Below are 20,850 nucleotides of genomic sequence, written 5' to 3' on the forward strand. Positions count from 1 at the left end.
TACCGGGCCGGCCGTTGCGGGGCAAGCTCAGGCCGCGATTCTCGCCTGGGCCCGGGCCTGGAGCAGGTCCCACAGGCCGCGATGCTGGAGCGCGACCTGCTCGGCGCCGAAGCGCATCGCGCGGCTCATCGCCGGGTCCGTCGCGGCCGTCTCGACCAGCCCGGCGATCGCCGCACGGTGGTCGCCGGCGCGGGGCGGCGGGGTGACCCCGAAGCGGTCGGCGGCGGTGTCGAGTACGGTCCGGATCACCGCCCAGTCGGCGGCGACGGCGAGCGCGGCGCCGACCGAGCAGCCGCGCCGTTCGGACTTGGCGAGGGTGGCGAGGGCGTGGCGGGTCGCGGCGATCGCCGCTTCGCTGCCGCTGCCGCGGGTCGGCGGGATCGGGCCGGCCTCGACCGCGAGCCGGGCGAGGAAGGCGCGCTCGCGGCTGAAGGCGTCGCCGGCTTCGGCCAGCCAGGCGCGGCTCGGCGGATCGATGGTGCGCGCCGCCACCAGCTCGACGAGCGAGGGATATTGGCCGTGCAGGGCGCACAGGAAATGAATGGCGTCGGCAAGGTTGTGTGGCGCGGTCGGGCTGGCCAGCAGAAGCTCGCTCGCCGGATAGGCATGCGAACCGCTGCCATGATCGTCGACGCAATCGAGCAGCAGACAGCCGGAACGGGCCTCTTGCCTCAGTCCGATCGGATGTGATGCCATGCAGCTCCTCCCGGCGCCGAGCCCCCCTGGCGCGCTCGCGCTGTCTAGCGCGGGCGGGGTAAAGAGGGGGTAAAGCCGGGCGGGATTGTTGATCCATGTCGGCGATTCCGCTGGGCGGGGAGGGGTCTGGTGGCCGGCTTCGCGAGGGAAGGGGTCAGACCAAGGCTTACTGCCTCGGGCGGACCGTGACGAACGTGCCGTGGCCGCGGTGGAGGCGGCGAACGAAGCCCGGCGCGAGCGGCTCGGCGAACATCAGGCCGACATTCATCAGCCGCACCCAGCGCACCCAGGCGAAGACCTGGTGGTCGTCGGCGAAGCAGACGGTGACGAAGGCGCCGACGTCCAGCGCCTCGTCGCAGATTCCGGAAAAGCCGCCGCACGACAGGTCGCGGACTCGGACCGAGCAGCTCCTGCCCTTGGCGATGACCTCGAGCGGATAGCCCTGGAACGGCACACGGGGATGGGCGCGCGCCTCCCCGCTCGCCGCCGCCACGGGGGCGGTCGTGCCTGGATTCTGTTCGCGGCCCGGCATCGATTCCAAGACTGTCCTCGTGTCCGCCCTTCGTTGAACGGAAAATGCGGCGTTTAGAAAGAGATCACCCCGCCGACGCTAAAGGGGCGAGGTAAAGCCCCGGTTAAACCCGCGCGCCGCCGCGGTAACGAAGGCGAAATGGATCCGCGCTATGAGCATGGGTCATGACCCAGCCATGCGAGAACGACGTCCCCGAGCTCCCGGTCCACGCGTGGGACCAGGACAGCGCGTCGGTGACCCCCGACCAGCTCAAGGTCCTGATCGTCGATGACGACGAGATGATGCACCGGCTGGTGCGCAGCGCGCTCACCGAATTCGGCTTCACCCGGATCGAGGTCGCCGCCGACGGCGCCGCCGGCCTCGCCGCGGTCGAGCGCGAGATCCCGGACATCATCATCTCCGACTATCACATGCCGGAGATGCATGGGCTCGACTTCGTCGAGGCGGTGCGCGGCGACGAGGCGCGCGACGAGATCGTGATCATCATGCTGAGCGCCCATGACGACCTCAATGTGATCGAGGGCGCGCGCGATCTCGGCGCCGACACGTTCATGGTCAAGCCGTTCCACCGCGCCGACCTCAAGCAGCTGATCGAGACCCTCTACCACCGCTTCAACTGCGCTCGGATCGCCTGGCCGGCGTGACGGCTCTGCCGGTCAGCGCAGCTGGCTGTCCTTGCTGCCGCGCCGGTTGAAGCCCGCCGCGACGACACGGCCGTCGCGCTGCGACTGGCAGGGGACGCAGGTGCGCGCGCCGGGGAGGGCGCGGCGCCGCGCCTCGGGGATCTCGTCGCCGCATTCGACGCAATGGGTCTCGCCGTCGCCGCCGGCCATGCGCGCTCGGGCGGCTAGGATCGCGTCCCTGACCGTGTCGTCGATCTGATCCTGCACCGCGCCGTCGCGGGTCCAGCCGCCAGCCATTCCTGCTGCCTCTTTGCCTGTGTTGCGAACGGCCTAGATGGGGTTTGCGTTCCGATTTTTGAAGGCGCGCGGGCGGCTCGGGAAGCGCGGCTGCGGGGGGAAGTTGACGAGCGCGAAAGTCACGACTGTCACGAAAGTCACATGGAATCGCAGGGTCTCGGGGCTGGAGCGAAGCGGCGTCGCGGGTGAGACTGAGGGGGTTGAGTCGCGCGGGCACCGGGCGACGCTGACAGGCGAAATCCTATTTGTATCCAACAAAATGCGGTGGGGTTGCCCGGCCGCCGAACGGGCGCCCCTCGACTTCGCTCGGGACGAGCGGGAGGTGGGTGTGCATTCACCCGTTTCAGATCGGGCGCGCGAGCGGGCAACCGGCGGGTAGGAGGCCGATGTCCGCGACGGGCGGAAAGCGGGTCGTTCATCGCGTGTGAAGGCAGCGTGAGCGATCGGTGAGGGCCGAAGGGGAGGGTGCGATGATCGCGATCATGTTGGCGCTGCTGGCGACCGAGCAACAGCCGCGGGAAGTGGATGTGGCGCGGCCGGAGCGGTGGATCCCGCAAAATCTCGCGCCGATCGATGACGACGCACTGATCGATTTCGTTCGGCGCCCGTTCGATCCGATGAGCGACCAGACCCGTTGGCCGCGGTCGCTCGGAACGCATCGCGGCGTCGCCGTGATCGTGAGCTACACCTGCTCGGACCTGTGCCCGGACTATACGAAGCGAATCGTGCGCTACAATCTGCTGCCCGGCGAGGAGTGCACGCGGGCCGGGGGCATCTCGAAGGATATCGTCGTGCCGAGGGGCATCGGCACCGGGCTCCGGCGCTACTGCATCCCCGCGGTCACCGATCCGTATCAGCGCTGAGCCGGTCGGTCAGGCTCCGCGGCTCAGGCGCGGTCCCTCGGCGGGTTGGGATCGCGGCCGTGGCTGTCGGAGCGCTGGATGCGCCCGTCGCGGCCGTGGACCTGGAGCTCGGTCTCCTGGTTGCGGCTGATCGTCCGGCCGAGCGTCTCGGCCTCGGCCTTGGTGCCGGTGACGTGGCTGGCGCGCTCGCCGCCGTCTCGCTTGACCTGCCAGCCGTCCTCGTGGGGCATCACCCTGTGCGTGTCGCGGGACATGAGTTGCTCCTTCGATATCAACGTCCCGCCGCCAACGCTCCGGCGGCCGCGCGGTTCTCGCGACCGCCGGGCGATGCGACCGGTGGAATCGCCCGAGCGATCAGTCGCTCACTTCGGTGAGCGTCGTGGTCTCGGGCTTCGGCAGGCCGCCGGCCTTGTACCGGGCCGTCAGCTCCTCCTTGCGGGCGCGCATCCGGTCGCCGAGCTCGTCCATGTCGAGGCCGGCCTTGCGCGCCTGGGAGAACATGCCCTCCATGCGCTTCTCCTCCTCCTCGACATGGTGCTCGATCTGCTCGGAGAGGACCTTGACCTTGGCATCGTAGAAGTCGTCGTCGGGGCCGCCCGCCTCGATCTCGGCGATCAGCACCTTGGCGCCGTCATGCTCGACATAGGCTTCCTTCAAGAGGTCGTCCTCGATCTTGCCCTCGCAGGCGGGATAGAAAATCTCCTCCTCGATCTGCGCATGGATGGTGAGCTCCATGCAGATGCGCTGGGCGATGTCGCGCTTGCGGCCGTCGCCGGAGGCCTTCTCGAATTTCTCGAAGAGGGCCTCGACCTCGCGGTGGTCGGCTTTGAGCAGGGCGATGGCGTCGGGTTTGGTTTCGGTGGGCATGGTAAGGACTCCGTGGGGATTCGTTCGCAGAACAAAAACTGCCCCGCGTCCGTTCCGCCGCAAATTCCGGTGATGTGGTGGGGCTTTTCTCCTCGTGTCGGCCTCCGCAGGCCCAGAGATCAGCTCCCGGCGAGTCGGCGTTGCAGCGCCGCCTGCCATCTGGCAAATTGCCTAGAGATGGCAAATCTATGGGGGGAGACGGTCTGTGGCCGATCCGACGAATGAGGAGCTGATCAGCATCTGGGCTAAAGCGGTGGATACTCAGATGCATTTCAATGAGATGTCGGTAAAATCTCGGCAGCTCGGCTTAACATTCGTTACCGCAGCTCTCGCCCTTGCTGTTGTCCTAATCACCCAAAGCAGAGATTTTGCCATAAATTTCTCTACCCAGTGGGGAGAATTTAAACTTCACTTGGCGGTTTTACTCGTAGCTGCTGCGGCGTTTGGCTTAGGAGCTGTGAGGACGCTCGATCTCTCCGTTTACCACAGAATGCTTAAAGCTCTCGACAGCTTGCCGGCCCCCTCTTCAATGTGCAAACCAAAGCACGACAATATGTCGAAGAAACTTTTATCCAAGACAAAATCCGGCCGAGCCGAGGCCTTGTTTCTCGAAAACTCCTTGGCCCTAATGATCTCCTCGTCTCGCCAGTGCGAGATGGCTACCAGCTTCGGATAGAGATCCTGCTGAGAAACTGTGCCGTACTGCGCCCAAGCCACATCGACTCCTGCTGCATTGGCCATCGACACGTCTTTGAACAGGCTATCCCCAACATATAGCGCTCTCGACGGATCGATATCTTCCCGCTCGCATATTTCGCGCAAAACTGACGGAGAGGGCTTCTGTTGGTGATGTGATAGCTCCACTAGCGTGAAGGCTTCGGTGGAACCGAAGTCACCACCAATGTGAGCCTCGGCACGTTCCCGGCAGTAGATCCGGTCAAAGTAAGGCTCCAAATTCAGTCTCTTGGCTCTGTCTTTTACAGCTAAGGGACGTGCTTCCGTATGACCAATAACACGGACACCATTCTCAAGAAGGACCCCTAGTGCCTCGTGAACACCAGGATAGGCGATTAAGGCATTCGACTTCGAGAGCCCAATCTCCGCCAGCGCTTTGACCAATGCTAACTCGGCGCCGCATCTGGATTTAACGTCTATTTGGTCGGACGTGCGGGAGTTCCGCGATCGGGTCATCGGCGCAGGGATGCTGCAGTGACCGGGGGAGAGCGAAAAGGCCCCGCCGAAGCGGGGCCTTGGTTTCACTGGTCGAGAAAGGACCGCATTTTCCGCGACCGCGACGGATGCTTCAGCTTCCTCAGCGCCTTCGCCTCGATCTGGCGGATGCGTTCGCGGGTGACGCTGAACTGCTGGCCCACCTCTTCGAGGGTGTGGTCGGTGTTCATGCCGATTCCGAAGCGCATGCGCAGGACTCGTTCCTCGCGGGGGGTGAGCGACGCGAGGACTCGGGTCACCGTCTCCTTGAGGTTGGCCTGGATCGCGGCGTCGACCGGGATGACCGCGTTCTTGTCCTCGATGAAGTCGCCGAGGTGGCTGTCTTCCTCGTCGCCGATCGGCGTCTCGAGGCTGATCGGCTCCTTGGCGATCTTCATCACCTTGCGGACCTTCTCGAGCGGCATCGACAGGCGCTCGGCGAGGTCCTCGGGCGTGGCCTCGCGGCCATGCTCGTGGAGGAACTGGCGGCCGGTGCGGACCAGCTTGTTGATCGTCTCGATCATGTGGACCGGGATGCGGATGGTCCGCGCCTGGTCGGCGATCGAGCGGGTGATCGCCTGACGGATCCACCAGGTCGCGTAGGTGCTGAACTTGTAGCCGCGGCGGTACTCGAACTTATCGACCGCCTTCATCAGGCCGATATTGCCCTCCTGGATGAGGTCCAGGAACTGAAGGCCGCGGTTGGTGTATTTCTTGGCGATCGAGATGACGAGGCGCAGGTTCGCCTCGACCATTTCCTTCTTGGCGATTCGCGCCTCGCGCTCCCCTTTTTGGACCTGGTTCACGATCCGGCGGAACTCGGCGAGGCTCATGCCGGTCGCCTGGGCGATGTCGGCGATCTCGGTGCGGATGCGCTCGATCGCATCGGCCTCGACGGTGCAGAAGGCGTGCCACTTGCGGTCAATGCCGCACACGCGGTCGGCCCAGCTCTCGTCGAGCTCGCTGCCCATGTAGGAGTCGAGGAAGGCGCGGCGCGGCACCTTGTGGCGCTCGGCGAGACGGAGCATCTGGCCGCCCAGCGCGGTCAGCCGGCGGTTGTAGCTGTACAGCTGGTCGACGAGGAACTCGATCTTGGCGCCGTGGAACTGGACGCTCTCGACTTCCGCGGTGAGCTGGTCGCGAAGGCCCTGATATTTCTTCTCGTCGGCCTTGGAGAATTCCTGGCCGGCGCTCATCGCCTCCATGCGCGCGGCCTGGAGCTTGGAGAATTTCTTGTAGAGGTCGGTGATCCGGGCGAACTTCTCGAGCGCGTCCGGCTTCAGGGTCTCTTCCATCTGGGCGAGGGAAAGGGTGTTGTCCTCTTCCTCCTCCTCGGCGGCCGGACGCGGCGTGCGCCGCTCGACCATGCTATCCTCGTCCTCCTCCTCGGGAGCGTCCTCGACCTCTTCTTCTTCCTTGATCGTCGGGCCGGCATTCTTTTCGCTGATCTCGCCGTCGCCGCCTTCGGCGCCTTCCTCGCTCTCGGTGAGCTGCTCGGCGGTCGGGCCCTTGGACAGCATCGCCTCGAGGTCGAGGATCTCGCGGAGCTGCATGTCGCCGCGGTTCAAGGCGTCGGACCAGTGGATGATCGCGTTGAAGGTGATCGGAGACTCACAGAGCCCCCAGATCATCGTGTCGCGGCCGGCCTCGATGCGCTTGGCGATGGCGATCTCGCCCTCGCGGCTGAGAAGCTCCACCGCGCCCATCTCGCGCAGGTACATGCGGACGGGATCGTCGGTGCGGTCGACGGTTTCCTTCTTCTTCTCGACGACGAAGGTCTCCGAGCCGTCGCCCTCCTCGGCGCCGTCGTCGGATTCCTTGTCGTCATCCTCCGAATCGTCGTTCTCGACGATGTTGACGCCCATCTCGCTGAGCGCGGACATCACGTCCTCGATCTGCTCGGAGGACATCTGGTCCTGGGGGAGGGCCTCGTTCAATTCGTCATAAGTGATGACTCCGCGCTTCTTGGCGCGGGCGATGAGCTTCTTGATCGAGGCTTCGTTGAGGTCGATCAGCGGCGCATCGCCTTCGTTGCGCTCGTCCGTCTCGGCCGTTTCAGTCTTCGCCATCCGCTACGCCTGCCTTATCTTCTTCGTCCAGGACCAGCCGCGCGAGCCGCCGGTCGGATTCTTCCAATGCCGTCCTCAGCCGCACCTGCTCGGCAAAGGTAGTCTCGTCAAACGCCTCCTTCAGTCGGGCGGTCGCCGCCTTGTAGGCTGCGTCCAGCTCCGGCCGTTCCGCCAGCGTATCAACGACCAGAACGAGGTCTCTTTGCGCACGCTCCGGGTCGCCGTCCCGCTTGGTGAAGGAAAAGCCAAGTCCACGCCCCTGGCCCAGCGCCTCGACAAGTGCTTCCGCACCATTGCCGGCCAATATGGTATGGAGCCTTTCCCGATCAAGCACATCGTGCGTGAGGGCGGCATCGAGAAGCGCATCGCGAAGGCGCATGAGGTCGCGGCCGCGGATCGGAAGGGCGGCGATCTGCTCGGCATGGGCGGCGATCTGCTGGGGAAAAGCCATCAGTCCGGCGAGGACGGCGCGGCTAAGCGAGGGGCTTAGTCCTGAGCTGCCGAGCGCCTTGACGGCGTCCGAGGCGGGGCGTGGCGGCGGCGGGAAATTGCCGCGTCCGCGCCACTGGCCGGGGGCGCCCTGGCCGCGGTTGAAAGGCTGGAACTCGCGGCGCGGGGGACGGGCGATCTCGTCGTACCGGCGAAGGAGTTCGGCGCGATACTGGTCGCGGACGTCCGGGTCGCCGATCGCTGACGTGTGGTCCATGAGGCGGCGTTTGAGGCCGGCTTTCTGCTCGGGCGTGGCGAGCGGCTCGGCCTCGCGCTCGTGGCGCCACAGCCGGTCGACGAGCGGCTCGGGGCTGGCGAGCAGCTGCTCGAGGGCGGCGCGGCCCTGGGCGCGGATGATGTCGTCGGGGTCCTGGCCGGCGGGCAAAGTGGCGAAGGCGAGCGAGCGGCCGGGGGCGAGGTGAGGCAGGGCCTTCAAGGCGCCGCGCACCGCCGCCTTTTGTCCGGCCGAATCGCCGTCGAAGCAGAGGATGGGCGACGGCGCCATCTGCCACAGCAGGGCGAGCTGCATGTCGGTGAGCGCGGTGCCGAGCGGCGCGACTGCCTCGCCGATGCCGGCCTGGTCGAGCGCGATCGCGTCCATCTGGCCCTCGACGACGATGACCCGGCCGGACTGGCGGGCGGCCGCCGCGGCGCGGTCGATGTTGAACAGGGTTCGACCCTTGTCAAAGATCGGGGTCTCGGGGCTGTTGAGATATTTGGGCTCGCCTTGCCCAAGGATCCGCGCGCTAAACGCGATGACCCGGCCGCGGCGGTCGCGGATCGGGAAGGTGAGGCGGCCGCGGAAGCGGTCATAGGGTTCGCGTCCCGAGCCCTTGGAGTCGTCGGGGGCGACGAGGAGGCCGGCCTCGACCAGCTTGTCGTTGCCGAAAGCCTTCAGCGCCGTCTTGAGCTTGCCGCGGGAGTCCGGCGCGTAGCCGAAGCCGAAGCGGCGGCGGGTCTCGTCGCTGATTCCGCGTTTCTGGAGGTAGGCGCGCGCCTCGGCGCCCTCGAGGCCGCCCAGTTGCTCCTCGAAGAAACGCTGTGCCGCCTCGACCGCGTCGTAGAGGGTGGACGCGCGCTCGGCCCGCTCGCGCGCCTGAGGATCGGGCGCCGGCATGTCCATGCCCGCAGCCTGGGCAAGCTCCTTGACCGCGTCCATGAAGGGCAGGCCCTTGGCGTCGGTCAGGAAGCGAATCGCGTCGCCATGGGCCTGGCAGCCGAAGCAGTGATAGAAGCCCTTCTCGTCATTGACGTAGAAGCTGGGGGTCTTCTCGCTGTGGAACGGGCAGCACGCCTTGTACTCGCGCCCGGCCTTGGTGAGCTTCACGGACTTGCCGATCAGCCCGGACAGGGGGGTGCGGGCGCGAAGCTCGTCGAGGAAGGCGGGGGAGAGGGTCAACGCACCCTCTCTTCGTGGGAGTAACCGCCCTCATCGCTCGTCCCGAGCGAAGTCGAGGGGCGCCCGACCGGACTCTGTGCAAGCGCCCCTCGACTGCGCTCGGGACGAGCGGAGGCTTGGGCGGGAGGCGTTGAATCACGCTCGTGCGGCGGTCGCGCGAAATAGCCGACCTTTTCCCAGTCGCCCGCAATCAGCGCTTCTTTCTTCGCCACAGACCACTTCTTGATCATGCGCTCAGCGCCGAAAGCATCGTCCCGCGAGGGCATTTCCTCGCACCAGACGAGCTCGACCGGGCGTCGACGCCGCGTCCAGTCTGCGCCCACGCCCTGCTGATGCTGCCAGAGGCGCGCTTCGAGGTCATCGGTGTGGCCCGTGTAATAGGAGCCATCCCTGCACTTCAGCATGTAGACCCAAAAGCCCAAGGGGTGCCTCGTTCGAGCGTTGGTGCGGACGCCCTTCGACTTCGCTCAGGACGAGCGGGGAGTGTTGCGCGTGACACGTCCCATCGCAAGCGGGACAGGACTCCCCCAACCCCTCCCGCAAGCGGGAGGGGAGTTTTTCGCGCTAAGCGCCCAGCTTTCCCCGCACCGCCGCGCCGGCCTTGGCCATGTCGATCTGGCCGGCGTGGCGCTCCTTCAGCACCGCCATGACCTTGCCCATGTCCTTGATCGAGGACGCGCCGGTCTCCGCGACGATGACGTCGATCGCGGCGCCGAGCTCGTCGTCGCTCATCTGGGCTGGGAGGAAATCCTCGATCACCGCAATCTCGGCGGCTTCGGCGTCGGCGAGCTCGGGCCGGTTGCCCTTCTTGTACATGTCGATCGATTCGCGGCGCTGCTTGATCATCTTCTGCATGACCTCGGTGACCAGCACGTCGTCGTCGCCGGCGTCCTTGCCGCGAAGCTCGATGTCGCGGTTCTTGAGTGCGGCCTGGATCAGGCGGATGGTCGCCACCCGCGGCTTGTCGCCGCTCTTCATGGCGCTCACCAGCGCCGCCTTGATCTCGTCGCGAATCATGACCTGTTCGTCCGTGGCTTTGGGAAACGGCCAACATAGGTCGGGCTTGTGCGGTTTAACAGGATTGACCTGCCGAGCCGCCGCCTCTAGCCGCCGGGGCTTAGCGACATCGCCAGATTTCACGAACGGAGTGCCCGCCACCATGGCCGACGCCAACATCACGCCTGCGCTGAACGGGGCGACGGGCGTATTGGTCCTGGCCGACGGAACGGTGATCTGGGGCAGGGGCTTCGGCGCGGAAGGCCAGGCGGTCGGTGAGCTGTGCTTCAACACCGCGATGACCGGCTACCAGGAGGTGATGACCGATCCTTCCTACGCGAAGCAGATCGTCACCTTCACCTTCCCGCATATCGGCAATGTCGGCGCCAACCACGAGGATCTGGAGGCCGACAACCCCTGGGCGCTCGGCTGCGTCGTGCGTCAGGACGTCACCGCGCCGAGCAATTTCCGGGCGATCCAGGGCTTCGACTTCTGGATGAAGAGCAATGGCCGCATCGGCCTCAGCGGCGTCGACACGCGCGCGCTGACCCGGCGCATCCGCATGTCCGGAGCGCCCAATGCTGTGATCGCGCACGATGCCGAGGGACGCTTCGACATCGATGCTCTGATCGCCGAGGCGCGGGCCTGGCCGGGCCTCGAGGGCATGGACCTTGCCCAGGAAGTGTCGTGCCGCCAGATGTACCGCTGGACCGGCCGGCGCTGGGGCCTCGGCGAGGGCTATCGCGCCGACGAGGAATGGGACGCGGGTGAGAAGGGCGAGCCGCACGTCGTCGCGATCGACTACGGCTCCAAGCGCAACATCTTCCGCAATTTGCGCGACGCGGGCGCCCGGGTGACCGTGCTTCCGGCGACCGCGACGTTCGACGAGGTGATGGCGCACAAGCCGGACGGCTTCTTCCTGTCGAACGGCCCGGGCGACCCGGCCGCGACCGGCGAATATGCCATCCCGGTGATCCGCCAGATGCTCGAGACGAAGAAGCCTTTGTTCGGCATCTGCCTCGGCCACCAGCTGCTCGCGCTCGCGGTCGGCGGCAAGACGACCAAGATGCACCAGGGCCATCGCGGCGCCAACCATCCGGTCAAGCGTCTCGCCGACGGCCGGGTCGAGATCACCAGCATGAACCACGGCTTCGCGGTCCTGGCCGAAAGCCTGCCGGCCAATGCCCGCGAGACTCATGTCAGCCTGTTCGACGGCAGCAATTGCGGCCTTGAGCTGACCGACCAGCCGGCGTTCAGCGTTCAGTACCACCCCGAGGCGAGCCCCGGTCCGCAGGACAGCCAATATCTGTTCGGCAAGTTCGTCGACCAGGTGAAGAAGTGAGGGCGGCGCTTGCCCTCTGCCTCTCCTTCGCCGTGACCGCCTGCGTGACTCCGACCCGCATGTATTCCACCGACGAGCTGGCCGCGGCCGGCCGCGCCTGCGGTCTCGAGTTGGGCGAACTGGCGCAGGAGGCCGAGGAGCCGCGGCTGCTGTTCTTCATCACCCCCAATCCGCCCCGGGCCCAGCAGGTCTGCGTCCAGCGCTGGGCGCGCCGCCGAAGCCTCCACCTGGTCCTTATCGAAGGGGTTGAACGAGTACCCTGATGCCCAAGCGTAGCGACATTTCATCCATCCTCATCATCGGCGCCGGCCCGATCGTCATCGGCCAGGCGGCGGAGTTCGATTATTCGGGCACCCAGGCGGCCAAGACGCTGAAGGCCGAGGGCTATCGAATCATCCTCGTGAATTCGAACCCGGCGACGATCATGACCGATCCGGAGCTGGCCGATGCGACCTATGTCGAGCCGATCACGCCGGAATATGTCGCGAAGATCATCGAGAAGGAGCGGCCCGACGCGGTTCTCCCGACGATGGGCGGCCAGACGGCGCTCAACACCGCGCTCGCGCTCGCCAAGGACGGGACGCTGGAGCGGCTGGGGGTGAAGCTGATCGGCGCCGACGCGGAGGCGATCGACAAGGCCGAGGACCGGCTGAAGTTCAAGGATGCGATGACCCGGATCGGGCTGGAGAGCGCACGCTCGGCGATCGCCCACAGCCTGGATGACGCCATCGCGGCGCTCGACAAAGTCGGCTTGCCGGCGATCATCAGGCCGAGCTTCACGCTCGGCGGGACCGGGGGCGGGGTCGCCTACAATCGCGAGGAGTTTCTCGCGATCGTGACGGGCGGGCTCGATGCGTCGCCGACCAACGAGGTGCTGATCGAGGAGAGCCTGCTCGGCTGGAAGGAATATGAGATGGAGGTGGTCCGCGACCGCGCGGACAACGCCATCATCGTCTGCTCGATCGAGAATATCGACCCGATGGGCGTCCATACCGGCGATTCCATCACCGTCGCGCCGGCGCTGACGCTGACCGACAAGGAATATCAGGTGATGCGCAACGCCAGCATCGCGGTGCTTCGCGAGATCGGGGTCGAGACGGGCGGGTCCAACGTCCAGTTCGCGGTGAACCCGGCAGACGGGCGGCTCGTGGTCATCGAGATGAACCCGCGCGTGTCGCGGAGCTCGGCGCTGGCGTCGAAGGCGACCGGCTTCCCGATCGCCAAGGTCGCGGCGAAGCTGGCGGTCGGCTACACGCTCGACGAGATCCAGAACGACATCACCGGCGTCACCCCGGCGAGCTTCGAGCCGTCGATCGACTATGTCGTCACCAAGATCCCGCGTTTCGCCTTCGAGAAGTTCCGCGACAGCGAGGCGCTGCTGACCACCGCGATGAAGTCGGTCGGCGAGGTGATGGCGATCGGCCGCAGCTTCCACGAGAGCCTCCAGAAGGCGCTTCGCGGGCTCGAGACGGGGCTCACCGGCCTCGACGAGGTCCAGGAGCTGAAGGGCGCGACCCCGGCGGAGATCGAGTCCGCGCTGGCGCGGCCGACTCCGGACCGGCTGCTGGTCGCTGCGCAGGCGCTTCGCGAGGGCTTCACCCCCGGCGAGGTGCACGCCGTCACCAAATATGATCCGTGGTTCGTCGAGCGGCTGAAGGAGATCGTCGACGCCGAGGACGAGGTGTGCAGCAACGGCCTGCCGCAGGACGCGGCCGGGCTACGCCGGCTGAAGGCGATGGGCTTCTCGGACAAGCGGCTCGCCGACCTCGCGGTGCGCGGGCTGCACCTCAAGGGGGATGCGGCGCTCGCGCGCTCCGGCCTCATCCACGAGACCGTGCGCGCGATGGCCGGCGCAACCACAGAAGCCGAGGTGCGGGCGCTTCGCCATCGTCTCGGCATCCGCCCGGTGTTCAAACGCATCGACACCTGCGCCGCCGAGTTCGAGGCGAAGACGCCCTACATGTACTCGACCTACGAGGCGCCGACCTTTGGCGATCCGGAGGACGAGAGCGCGCCGTCGGATGCGCGCAAGGTCATCATCCTCGGCGGCGGGCCGAACCGCATCGGCCAGGGCATCGAGTTCGATTATTGCTGCGTCCACGCCTGCTACGCGCTCAAGGAAGCGGGCTACGAGACGGTCATGATCAACTGCAATCCGGAGACGGTGAGCACCGATTACGACACGTCCGACCGGCTCTATTTCGAGCCGCTGACCGCCGAGGACGTGCTCGAGATCGTCGAGACCGAGCGCTCGAATGGCACGCTTCATGGGGTCATCGTCCAGTTCGGCGGGCAGACTCCGCTGAAGCTGGCCCACGCCCTCGACGCCGCGGGCATCCCGATCCTCGGAACCCAGCCCGACGCGATCGACCTCGCCGAGGACCGCGAGCGCTTCGCCAACCTGGTCGACAAGTTGCGCCTTCGCCAGCCCGCCAACGGCATCGCGCGCAGCCGCGAGGAGGCGCTCGCGGTGGCCGAGCGCATCGGCTATCCGGTGCTGACCCGTCCCTCCTACGTGCTCGGCGGCCGAGCGATGGAGATCGTCGACGGTCCCGACCAGCTCGATCATTACATCCACACCGCCGTGCAGGTGTCGGGTGACAGCCCGGTGCTGATCGACCAGTATCTGCGCGACGCGATCGAGGTCGACGTCGATGCTTTGTGCGACGGCGAGGATGTCGTCATCGCCGGCGTGATGCAGCATATCGAGGAGGCGGGCGTCCATTCGGGCGACAGCGCCTGCTCGCTGCCGCCCTACAGCCTGGAGCCGGACATCGTCGCCGAGATCGAGCGCCAGGCGCGCGAGCTCGCGCTGGCGCTCGGCGTCAAGGGGCTGATGAACGCCCAGTTCGCAGTCAAGGACGGCCTCGTCTATCTGATCGAGGTCAATCCGCGCGCCAGCCGCACCGTGCCGTTCGTCGCCAAGGCGATCGGCGTTCCGGTCGCCAAGATCGCCGCCCGGGTGATGGCCGGCGAGCCGCTCGCCGGCTTCGGGCCGATCAACCGCGACGTGCCGCATATCGCCGTCAAGGAAGCGGTGTTCCCGTTCGCGCGCTTCCCCGGCACCGATCCGGTGCTCTCGCCGGAGATGAAGTCCACCGGCGAAGTGATGGGAATCGATGCCGATTTCGCCCGCGCCTTCTTGAAGTCGCAGCAGGGCGCCGGCCTGGACCTGCCGCAGGACGGCACCGTCTTCGTGTCGGTCAAGGACGGCGACAAGCCGGCGATCACCGCGACGGTCCGCGCCATGCTGAGCCTGGGCTTCCGGGTCGTCGCGACCGGCGGCACCGCCGACTATCTCCTCGACCAGGGGCTGGCGGTCGACCGCGTCAACAAGGTCGCGCAGGGCCGCCCGCACATCGTCGACAAGATCAAGGACGGCGAGATCGACCTGGTGTTCAACACCACGGAAGGCTGGCAGAGCCACAAGGACTCCGCCTCGATCCGCGCCTCGGCGGTTCAGCACAAGGTGCCCTACTTCACCACCGCGGCGTCCAGCGCCGCCGTGGTCAAGGCGATCGCGGCCTTGAGGGAGCACCGTCTTGAAGTCCGCTCCCTTCAGGACTACTATTCCAAGTCCTGAAGCGAACGACTTCCCACAGCTTAACCTCTATCACGGGATCGCTGATTGCGGCTCGCTTCGACAAGTTATTGACGATGAAAGGGCAGATTTGATGGCCACGGTCGAGAAGATGCCGATGCTGGCAGAGGGCTATGAAAAGCTCCAGCTGACTGTGCGGCAGCTGAAAACCGTCGAGCGTCCCCAGGTCATCGACGCGATCGAGGAAGCGCGCGCCCATGGCGACCTTTCCGAGAACGCCGAATATCACGCCGCCAAGGAGCGGCAGGGCCAGATCGAATCCCAGATCGCCGACATCGAGGACCGCCTCAGCCGCGCGATGGTGATCGACCCGACGACCTTGTCGGGCGACAAGGTGGTGTTCGGCGCCACCGTTCACCTGCTCGACGAGAACGACAAGAAGATCGTTTACCAGATCGTCGGCGAGACCGAGGCGGACGCCCGCATCGGCCGGATCAGCTACAATTCGCCGCTCGGCCGCGCCCTGATCAGCCGCTCGGTTGGCGACGAGGTCGAATTCTCGGCGCCGTCGGGCGACCGCTATTTCGAGATCGCCGCGGTCGAGTTCAAATAAGCGGGCAGGGGACGCGGATCCCTCGATGCGGCCCCCCGACAGCTGGCACACGGCGCAGGCGACGGTCGCCATCGCCTGCCTCACCGCGTTCGCCTATCTGATCGTCAGCACCTTCCGGCTTGAGATGTCGGCGATCCCGATGGGCGCCTTCGTGCCGGCGGCGCTCGGCACCGATCTCGGCTTCGCCCGAGTCCCGTTTCTGCTGACTCCGCTGACCGCGGCGTTGCTCCATGCCGGCTTCTGGCACCTCGCCTTCAACCTGCTGATCTTCGTGTTCTGCGGCCGCGCCGTGGAAGGTGCGGTCGGGCCGGTGAACCTGATCATCCTCTACGTCGCCGGCGCCTATGCCGCGGCGGCCGGCCATTATGCGATGAGCCCCGGCGAGATCGCTCCAATGATCGGCGCCAGCGGCGCCATCTCTGCGGTGATCGGCGCCTATGCCATGCTGTTCGGCAAGAACCGCGTGCGGGTCGCCAATCCGACGCTGGCGCTGTGGCTCAATGCGCTGTGGCTGATGGCGGCCTGGGTCGGCCTCCAGATCGTGATGGGCATCGTCTTCCGCACCGGCCCCGGCATCCTGCTCGCCGTCGGCGCCCATATCGGCGGCTTCCTCGCCGGCCTGGTGCTGGCGCGGCCGCTGCTGCTGTGGCGCTATAGGAACGCCTAGCTCCCCTCCAGCCCTTGCTGGAGGGGCTGGAGGTGGTTCTTTCTTCTGAAAAGAGAGCTCGCGCTTCGCGCTCGGCCCACCCCCGGCCCCTCCCGGAAGTCCGGGAGGGGAGTCAGGTCAGCGCTTTCCTGATCACCCGAGCATAGATGCGCTGGAGGGCGTGGATGTCGTCCACGGCGGCCGCCTCGTCGAGCTTGTGCATGGTGGCGTTGGGCAGGCCGAAGTCGATCACCGGGCACAGAGCGATGAGGAAACGGCCGTCGGACGTGCCGCCATGGGTGGAGAGCTTCGGTTCGACGCCGGTCTCCTCGCGGATCGCCTGGCTGACGATGTCGTAGATCGGCCCCGGTGGGGTCAGGAACGCCTCGCCCGATATCTTCGCCTCGACCGTGGAGCCGGGCGCGGCCTGCTCCGCGGTGCGCCGAACCAGCTCGACCAAATCCTCGCCGCGCTGAAGGTTGTTGAAGCGGATGTTGAGCTGGATCGTCGCGGTGCCGGCGATGACGTTGGTGGCGCCGTTGCTGGTGCGGACGTCGGTGATCTCGAGGTTGGACGGCTGGAAGCGGTCGTTGCCGTCGTCGAGGTGGAGCGCGTCGAGCGCGCTGACCACGCGGGCGAGCTTTGGCACCGGATTGTCGGCGCGGTGGGGGTAGGCGACGTGGCCCTGAACGCCCGGCACCGTGACCCACATGTTGACCGAACCGCGGCGGCCGATCTTGACGATGTCGCCGAGCCGGTCCTCGGAGGTCGGCTCGCCGATGAGGATCATGTCGGGGCGGATGCCGCGCTCGGCCATCCAGTCCATGATCGATCTTGTGCCGTAGCGCGACGGCCCTTCCTCGTCGCCGGTGATGAGCAGGCTCAAAGTGCCCTGATGATCCGTCACGTCGGCGCAGGCGGCGACGAAGGCGGCGATCGAGCCCTTCATGTCGACGGCGCCGCGGCCGTAGAGGAGCCCGCCCTCGATGACCGGCTCGAACGGATCTGTGCGCCAGCCCTCGCCGGGCGGAACCACGTCGACATGGCCGGCGAAGCCGAAATGCGGGCCGCCCGAGCCGCGGCTCGCGACCATGTTCTCGACGGGGCCTTCCGGCGGGCTTCCGGAGAGGAAGCGGTGGACGGTGAAGCCCAATTCCTCCAGCGCCTCGCCGAGGACGGTCAGCGTGCCAGCCTCGCGCGGGGTCACGCTCGGGCAGGCGATGAGGCGGGCGGCGAGGTCGACGGGATCGATGGTCATGGGCAGGGGCCTAGAGTATCCGGCGCTCCGCGCACAATCCCGCAGACGGGGAGGGGAGCAGATGCCGAAACTCGATCTCGACTCCATCGAGCAGATCAACCGCACCGGCTATCCGCCGCCGTTCGACGCGCCGATGGCCAGGCGCCATTACCGCCGCCTCGCCCCCGCCGGGGGCCTCACCGATTTCGGCGTCAGCCACGTCGTGCTCGAGCCCGGCGGAATCTCAAGCCAGCGCCACTGGCATGTCGGCGAGGACGAGCTCGTCGTGATGCTCGACGGCGAGGCGGTGCTGGTCGAGGACGAGGGCGAGACGGTCCTGCGCGCCGGCGACTGCGCCGCTTTCCCAAAGGGCGTCGCCAACGGCCACCATCTCGTCAACCGCGGCGACCGCCCCTGCACCTTCGTCGCGATCGGCAAGCCGGCGGCGAGCGACTGCCACTATCCGGACATCGACCTGCACCTGGACGGGCCGACCCAGCGCTATGTGCGCAAGGATAGGAGCGAGTTCGCCTAAGCCGTCGGCTGCTCGTAATTCTCGATGACCCAGGGCTCTTCCTGGGCGGCGTTGATCCACTCGGTCAGCCAGGAATGGTTGAGAATCGCGGCGACATAGGCTTGGGCGAAATTGGGGACCTGGATCGAGTAGGTGACGAAGCGCGTCACCACCGGAGCGAACATGATGTCGGCGGCGCCGAAGGTGCCGAACAGATAGGGGCCGCCGCTGCCATGCCGGGCGCGGGCCTGCGCCCATAGCTCCATGAGACGGCTGATCTCGGCCTTGGTGCCTTCGCTGATCGGCTTGGCGGGGAATACCTTGCGAACGTTCATCGGGTGTTCGCGGCGCAGGTTCGGGAAGCTCGAATGCATCTCGGCGGCCATCGACATGGCCATTCCGCGCGCTTCGGGATCCTCGGGCCAGTAGCGGGCGCGGTCGGTCTTGTCGGCGAGCCATTCGATGATCGCCAGGCTGTCCCAGATCACCGCCTGGTCGTCCCACAGGATCGGCACCTTGCCGCCCGACGGCGCGAACTCGTCGCCTTCCCGGCGCCGGTCCCATTCCTCGTCGAACATGGGCACGGTGATTTCCTCGAACGGGAGCCCCGACTGCTTCACCGCAAGCCAGCCGCGCAGCGACCAGGAGGAATAAGCCTTGTTGCCGATGATGAGCTTGAGCACGCGAGTTCGTCTCCGAAAGCAGTCGGCCCGGACGGGATCCCGGGCCTATATGTCCATTCCCCCGACAAGGCGAACGGATGGATGCTGAAACAAGTTCAGCATGACAAGGCCTTTGGGGCGCCGCTCAGTCCGGTTCGTAGTCGAGGATGTCGCCGGGCTTGCAGGACAGATAGTCGCAGATCGCGGCGAGGGTCTCGAAGCGGACCCCCTTCACCTTGCCCGATTTGAGCAGCGACAAATTGGCTTCGGTGATTCCGACATGCTCGGCGAGCTCGCGCGAGCGGATCTTGCGCAGGGCCAGCATGACATCGAGGCGAACGACGATCGGCATCACACGATCTCTTTGAGGTCGCTGTCGATCTGGCGGGCCTCCTCGAGCAGGCGGGCGACCAGGAAAAGGGCGCCGGTGACGAGCATGGTGAGAAGCTCGCGCAGCTTGACCGGGAGGCGCAGTTGCTCGGGGCCGGGGTGGTCGCCCGCGACGGCGATCACCAGCGGCGCCAGGAACATCACCGCCGAGGCGATGAACAGGAACAGCGCGAAGCCGCGGAAGCGGCGGATCGCGGCGGGCGAGAAATGGTCGCCGCGGCCGACCAGCCGGAGCATGTCGGCAAGCTGCCACAGGGCCAGCAGGACGAGGGCGATGCTGACGTCCTGGACCCAGAGCGGGCTGGCGACAGCCGGGTCGGATGTCCCGATCGTCACCAATCGGGTGTCCCCGACCTGCGTGCCGATGCGCGCTGCCAGATAGACCGCCGCCGTTCCGGCGATCACCGCCCAGACGAGCAGCAGCAAGCGCATGGCGAGGCGGCGAATCCTGTCGTGGCCCATATCGCCCATTGACAAAACCTTATCGTATAACAGAAAGGTATTACTGTAGTTCAATCGTGACTCGGGGGCGAGGGGAAAATTGCAATGATCCGCAAGACGATTCTGACCATGGGCCTCGCGGCCCTCATGACCACGTCCGCTCCGGCCGCGCTCCACGCGCAGGGACAGGCGCCGATGTCGGAGCAGGCGGTGCAGGCGCTGCTCGACCGCGCGCCCGCGGCGACCTATGCGGCGAACGCCCAGGCGATCCCGTTCGAGCTGTTCCGCGGCACGCGCATCTTCCTTGAAGGCACGATCAACGGCCAGCCGGCGCGGATGATGCTCGACAGCGGCGCGAGCAGCACGGTGATCAACATGAGCTTCGCCCGCCGAATCGGCCTCGAGCAAACCCAGGCGGTTCCGATCCGCGGCGTCGGCGGCTTCCAGCCGGGCGCCATCGCCTCCGGAGTAACGGTCCAGGCGGGGTCGTTCAGCGCGGCGGACTCGAACGTGCTGATGCTCGACCTCGACGTCATCGCCGGACATATCGGCCGGCCCATCGACGTCATCCTCGGCATGGAGGCGTTCCGCTCGGGCATCGTCGACATCGACTTTCCCGGTCGCCGGATCAATTTCCGCCCGGCCGAGGGCTTCACGCCGCCCGCGGGCGCGGTCGCTTTGCCGGTCGACATGGCCGACCGCCGCCACACCATCCCGGTCTCGGTCAATGGCGGGCCGCCGATGCGCGCCGACATCGACCTCGGGAACGGCAGCGCGCTGATGCTCGCCCGGTCAGCCTGGGAGGGCAGCGCGATCGCCAACCTGCGCTACGCCGAGGCGAGCGCGGGCGGAGTCGGCGGGATGGTGCCGACTCGAATGACGACGATCCCGACGGTCTCGGTCGCCGGCCACACCTTCCAGGCCGTGCCCGCCACGCTCAACATGCGCGCGGAGGCGTTGCCGGACAGCGGCGCCAATATCGGGATCGACCTGCTCCAGCGCTTCCGCCTGCTGTTCGATTATGGCCGCCACACACTCTACATGGTGGCCGATCCCGCGGCGCTGGCGCAGCCGATCGCCAAGAACCGGCTCGGCATGCGCCTCGATCTGCGCGGCGACCGCCTGCGCGTCGGCGAGGTGATCGGCGGCAGCCCGGCGGCGGAAGCGGGCTTCCGGGTCGGCGACGAGGTGGTCGCGGTCAACGGCACCCCGGTCGATGCGCGCTATTATTTCCGCGACGACGTGCAGTTCACCCGGCTGCCGGCGGGGACCCGGGTCGAGTTCGCCCGCGCCGACGGGACGAGCGTTCCGGTGACTCTGCGGGATTATTTCTAAAGCTTAGCCGGACCGTCTCCCCCAGCTCTTGCTGGAGGGGCTGAGGGTGGTCCTTCTCTTGAGGCAGGAAGAGCCACCCCCGGCCCCTC

The 20,850-nt window shown here is 66.7% G+C and carries 23 protein-coding genes; 9 read left to right on the top strand and 14 right to left on the bottom strand.

Annotated elements, in window-relative coordinates; translation table 11 throughout:
• Positions 1–27: 27 nt before the first annotated feature.
• Together G7B71_RS03080 and G7B71_RS03085 are read right to left on the bottom strand one after the other, a co-directional pair.
• Complete coding sequence (locus G7B71_RS03080; RefSeq protein ID WP_166037783.1) at positions 28–696, bottom strand: hypothetical protein; 669 nt, start codon at positions 694–696, stop codon at positions 28–30.
• A 166-nt stretch (positions 697–862) separates the two neighbouring features.
• Entirely contained in the window at positions 863–1,228 is a 366-nt protein-coding gene (locus G7B71_RS03085; RefSeq protein WP_243406079.1) for a PilZ domain-containing protein, read from the bottom strand.
• 164 nt (positions 1,229–1,392) lie between these two features.
• Between G7B71_RS03085 and G7B71_RS03090 the strand changes: the two genes are divergently transcribed.
• The gene (locus tag G7B71_RS03090; protein ID WP_166037788.1) at positions 1,393–1,872 is read left to right on the top strand and encodes a response regulator; all 480 of its coding nucleotides are present in this window, start codon (positions 1,393–1,395) and stop codon (positions 1,870–1,872) included.
• Positions 1,873–1,884: 12 nt separating this feature from the next.
• On the opposite strand, the gene G7B71_RS03095 is transcribed toward G7B71_RS03090, so the two are convergent.
• Positions 1,885–2,148 carry a DksA/TraR family C4-type zinc finger protein gene (locus G7B71_RS03095; protein WP_166037790.1) on the bottom strand — a complete coding sequence of 88 codons (264 nt, stop codon included), beginning with the start codon at positions 2,146–2,148 and terminating at the stop codon, positions 1,885–1,887.
• A 470-nt stretch (positions 2,149–2,618) separates the two neighbouring features.
• On the opposite strand from G7B71_RS03095, the gene G7B71_RS03100 reads away from it, so the two are divergent.
• Positions 2,619–3,011: a hypothetical protein gene (locus G7B71_RS03100; protein ID WP_166037792.1), complete on the top strand. Its 393-nt coding sequence runs from the start codon at positions 2,619–2,621 to the stop codon at positions 3,009–3,011.
• A 23-nt stretch (positions 3,012–3,034) separates the two neighbouring features.
• Here the strand turns inward: G7B71_RS03100 and G7B71_RS03105 are convergent, their stop codons facing one another.
• From G7B71_RS03105 to G7B71_RS03135, 7 genes are all read right to left on the bottom strand, one after another.
• Entirely contained in the window at positions 3,035–3,265 is a 231-nt protein-coding gene (locus G7B71_RS03105; protein WP_166037794.1) for a DUF2188 domain-containing protein, read from the bottom strand.
• Between the two features lie 100 nt (positions 3,266–3,365).
• Positions 3,366–3,878 (bottom strand): hemerythrin domain-containing protein, encoded by a 513-nt coding sequence (locus G7B71_RS03110; RefSeq protein ID WP_166037796.1) that lies wholly within the window; start codon positions 3,876–3,878, stop codon positions 3,366–3,368.
• Between the two features lie 480 nt (positions 3,879–4,358).
• Positions 4,359–4,997, bottom strand: a complete 639-nt coding sequence (locus G7B71_RS03115) for an HAD-IA family hydrolase (protein WP_243406074.1) — start codon at positions 4,995–4,997, stop codon at positions 4,359–4,361.
• 137 nt (positions 4,998–5,134) lie between these two features.
• Complete coding sequence (rpoD, locus tag G7B71_RS03120; RefSeq protein WP_166037801.1) at positions 5,135–7,156, bottom strand: RNA polymerase sigma factor RpoD; 2,022 nt, start codon at positions 7,154–7,156, stop codon at positions 5,135–5,137.
• Positions 7,143–9,044 carry a DNA primase gene (gene dnaG, locus G7B71_RS03125; RefSeq protein ID WP_166037803.1) on the bottom strand — a complete coding sequence of 634 codons (1,902 nt, stop codon included), beginning with the start codon at positions 9,042–9,044 and terminating at the stop codon, positions 7,143–7,145. Before dnaG ends, rpoD begins: the two co-directional genes overlap by 14 nt.
• Positions 9,041–9,466: a GIY-YIG nuclease family protein gene (locus G7B71_RS03130; protein ID WP_207774700.1), complete on the bottom strand. Its 426-nt coding sequence runs from the start codon at positions 9,464–9,466 to the stop codon at positions 9,041–9,043. Before G7B71_RS03130 ends, dnaG begins: the two co-directional genes overlap by 4 nt.
• A 142-nt stretch (positions 9,467–9,608) precedes the next feature.
• Positions 9,609–10,061: a GatB/YqeY domain-containing protein gene (locus tag G7B71_RS03135; RefSeq protein ID WP_166037805.1), complete on the bottom strand. Its 453-nt coding sequence runs from the start codon at positions 10,059–10,061 to the stop codon at positions 9,609–9,611.
• Positions 10,062–10,203: 142 nt separating this feature from the next.
• Between G7B71_RS03135 and carA the strand changes: the two genes are divergently transcribed.
• The 5 genes from carA (at position 10,204) to G7B71_RS03160 (ending at position 16,203) form a co-directional block, all read left to right on the top strand.
• The gene (gene carA, locus G7B71_RS03140; RefSeq protein ID WP_166037807.1) at positions 10,204–11,382 is read left to right on the top strand and encodes a glutamine-hydrolyzing carbamoyl-phosphate synthase small subunit; all 1,179 of its coding nucleotides are present in this window, start codon (positions 10,204–10,206) and stop codon (positions 11,380–11,382) included.
• Entirely contained in the window at positions 11,379–11,645 is a 267-nt protein-coding gene (locus G7B71_RS03145) for a hypothetical protein (protein WP_166037809.1), read from the top strand. The genes carA and G7B71_RS03145 overlap by 4 nt, the downstream gene beginning before the upstream one ends.
• A complete protein-coding gene (carB, locus tag G7B71_RS03150) occupies positions 11,645–14,965 on the top strand; it encodes a carbamoyl-phosphate synthase large subunit (protein WP_166037811.1) in 3,321 nt (1,106 codons plus the stop codon). Before G7B71_RS03145 ends, carB begins: the two co-directional genes overlap by 1 nt.
• A gap of 91 nt (positions 14,966–15,056) precedes the next feature.
• A complete protein-coding gene (greA, locus tag G7B71_RS03155) occupies positions 15,057–15,536 on the top strand; it encodes a transcription elongation factor GreA (protein ID WP_166037813.1) in 480 nt (159 codons plus the stop codon).
• 25 nt (positions 15,537–15,561) lie between these two features.
• Positions 15,562–16,203 carry a rhomboid family intramembrane serine protease gene (locus G7B71_RS03160; RefSeq protein ID WP_166037815.1) on the top strand — a complete coding sequence of 214 codons (642 nt, stop codon included), beginning with the start codon at positions 15,562–15,564 and terminating at the stop codon, positions 16,201–16,203.
• 112 nt (positions 16,204–16,315) lie between these two features.
• On the opposite strand, the gene dapE is transcribed toward G7B71_RS03160, so the two are convergent.
• Positions 16,316–17,440, bottom strand: a complete 1,125-nt coding sequence (gene dapE, locus G7B71_RS03165; protein ID WP_166037818.1) for a succinyl-diaminopimelate desuccinylase — start codon at positions 17,438–17,440, stop codon at positions 16,316–16,318.
• A gap of 61 nt (positions 17,441–17,501) precedes the next feature.
• Between dapE and G7B71_RS03170 the strand changes: the two genes are divergently transcribed.
• Positions 17,502–17,954, top strand: a complete 453-nt coding sequence (locus G7B71_RS03170; protein ID WP_166037820.1) for a cupin domain-containing protein — start codon at positions 17,502–17,504, stop codon at positions 17,952–17,954.
• Here the strand turns inward: G7B71_RS03170 and G7B71_RS03175 are convergent.
• From G7B71_RS03175 to G7B71_RS03185, 3 genes are all read right to left on the bottom strand, one after another.
• On the bottom strand, positions 17,951–18,616 hold the full coding sequence (locus tag G7B71_RS03175) for a glutathione S-transferase family protein (RefSeq protein WP_166037821.1): 666 nt from the start codon (positions 18,614–18,616) through the stop codon (positions 17,951–17,953). The genes G7B71_RS03170 and G7B71_RS03175 overlap by 4 nt on opposite strands.
• Positions 18,617–18,740: 124 nt before the next feature.
• Positions 18,741–18,947: a helix-turn-helix transcriptional regulator gene (locus tag G7B71_RS03180; RefSeq protein WP_166037824.1), complete on the bottom strand. Its 207-nt coding sequence runs from the start codon at positions 18,945–18,947 to the stop codon at positions 18,741–18,743.
• Positions 18,947–19,456: a DUF2975 domain-containing protein gene (locus tag G7B71_RS03185; protein WP_166037826.1), complete on the bottom strand. Its 510-nt coding sequence runs from the start codon at positions 19,454–19,456 to the stop codon at positions 18,947–18,949. The genes G7B71_RS03180 and G7B71_RS03185 overlap by 1 nt, the downstream gene beginning before the upstream one ends.
• 75 nt (positions 19,457–19,531) lie before the next feature.
• Between G7B71_RS03185 and G7B71_RS03190 the strand changes: the two genes are divergently transcribed.
• Positions 19,532–20,761 carry an aspartyl protease family protein gene (locus G7B71_RS03190; protein WP_166037828.1) on the top strand — a complete coding sequence of 410 codons (1,230 nt, stop codon included), beginning with the start codon at positions 19,532–19,534 and terminating at the stop codon, positions 20,759–20,761.
• Positions 20,762–20,850 lie beyond the last annotated feature (89 nt).

Origin of the sequence: Sphingosinicella sp. YJ22 (genome assembly GCF_011320075.1) — a bacterium.
Taxonomy (GTDB): Bacteria; Pseudomonadota; Alphaproteobacteria; order Sphingomonadales; family Sphingomonadaceae; genus Allosphingosinicella.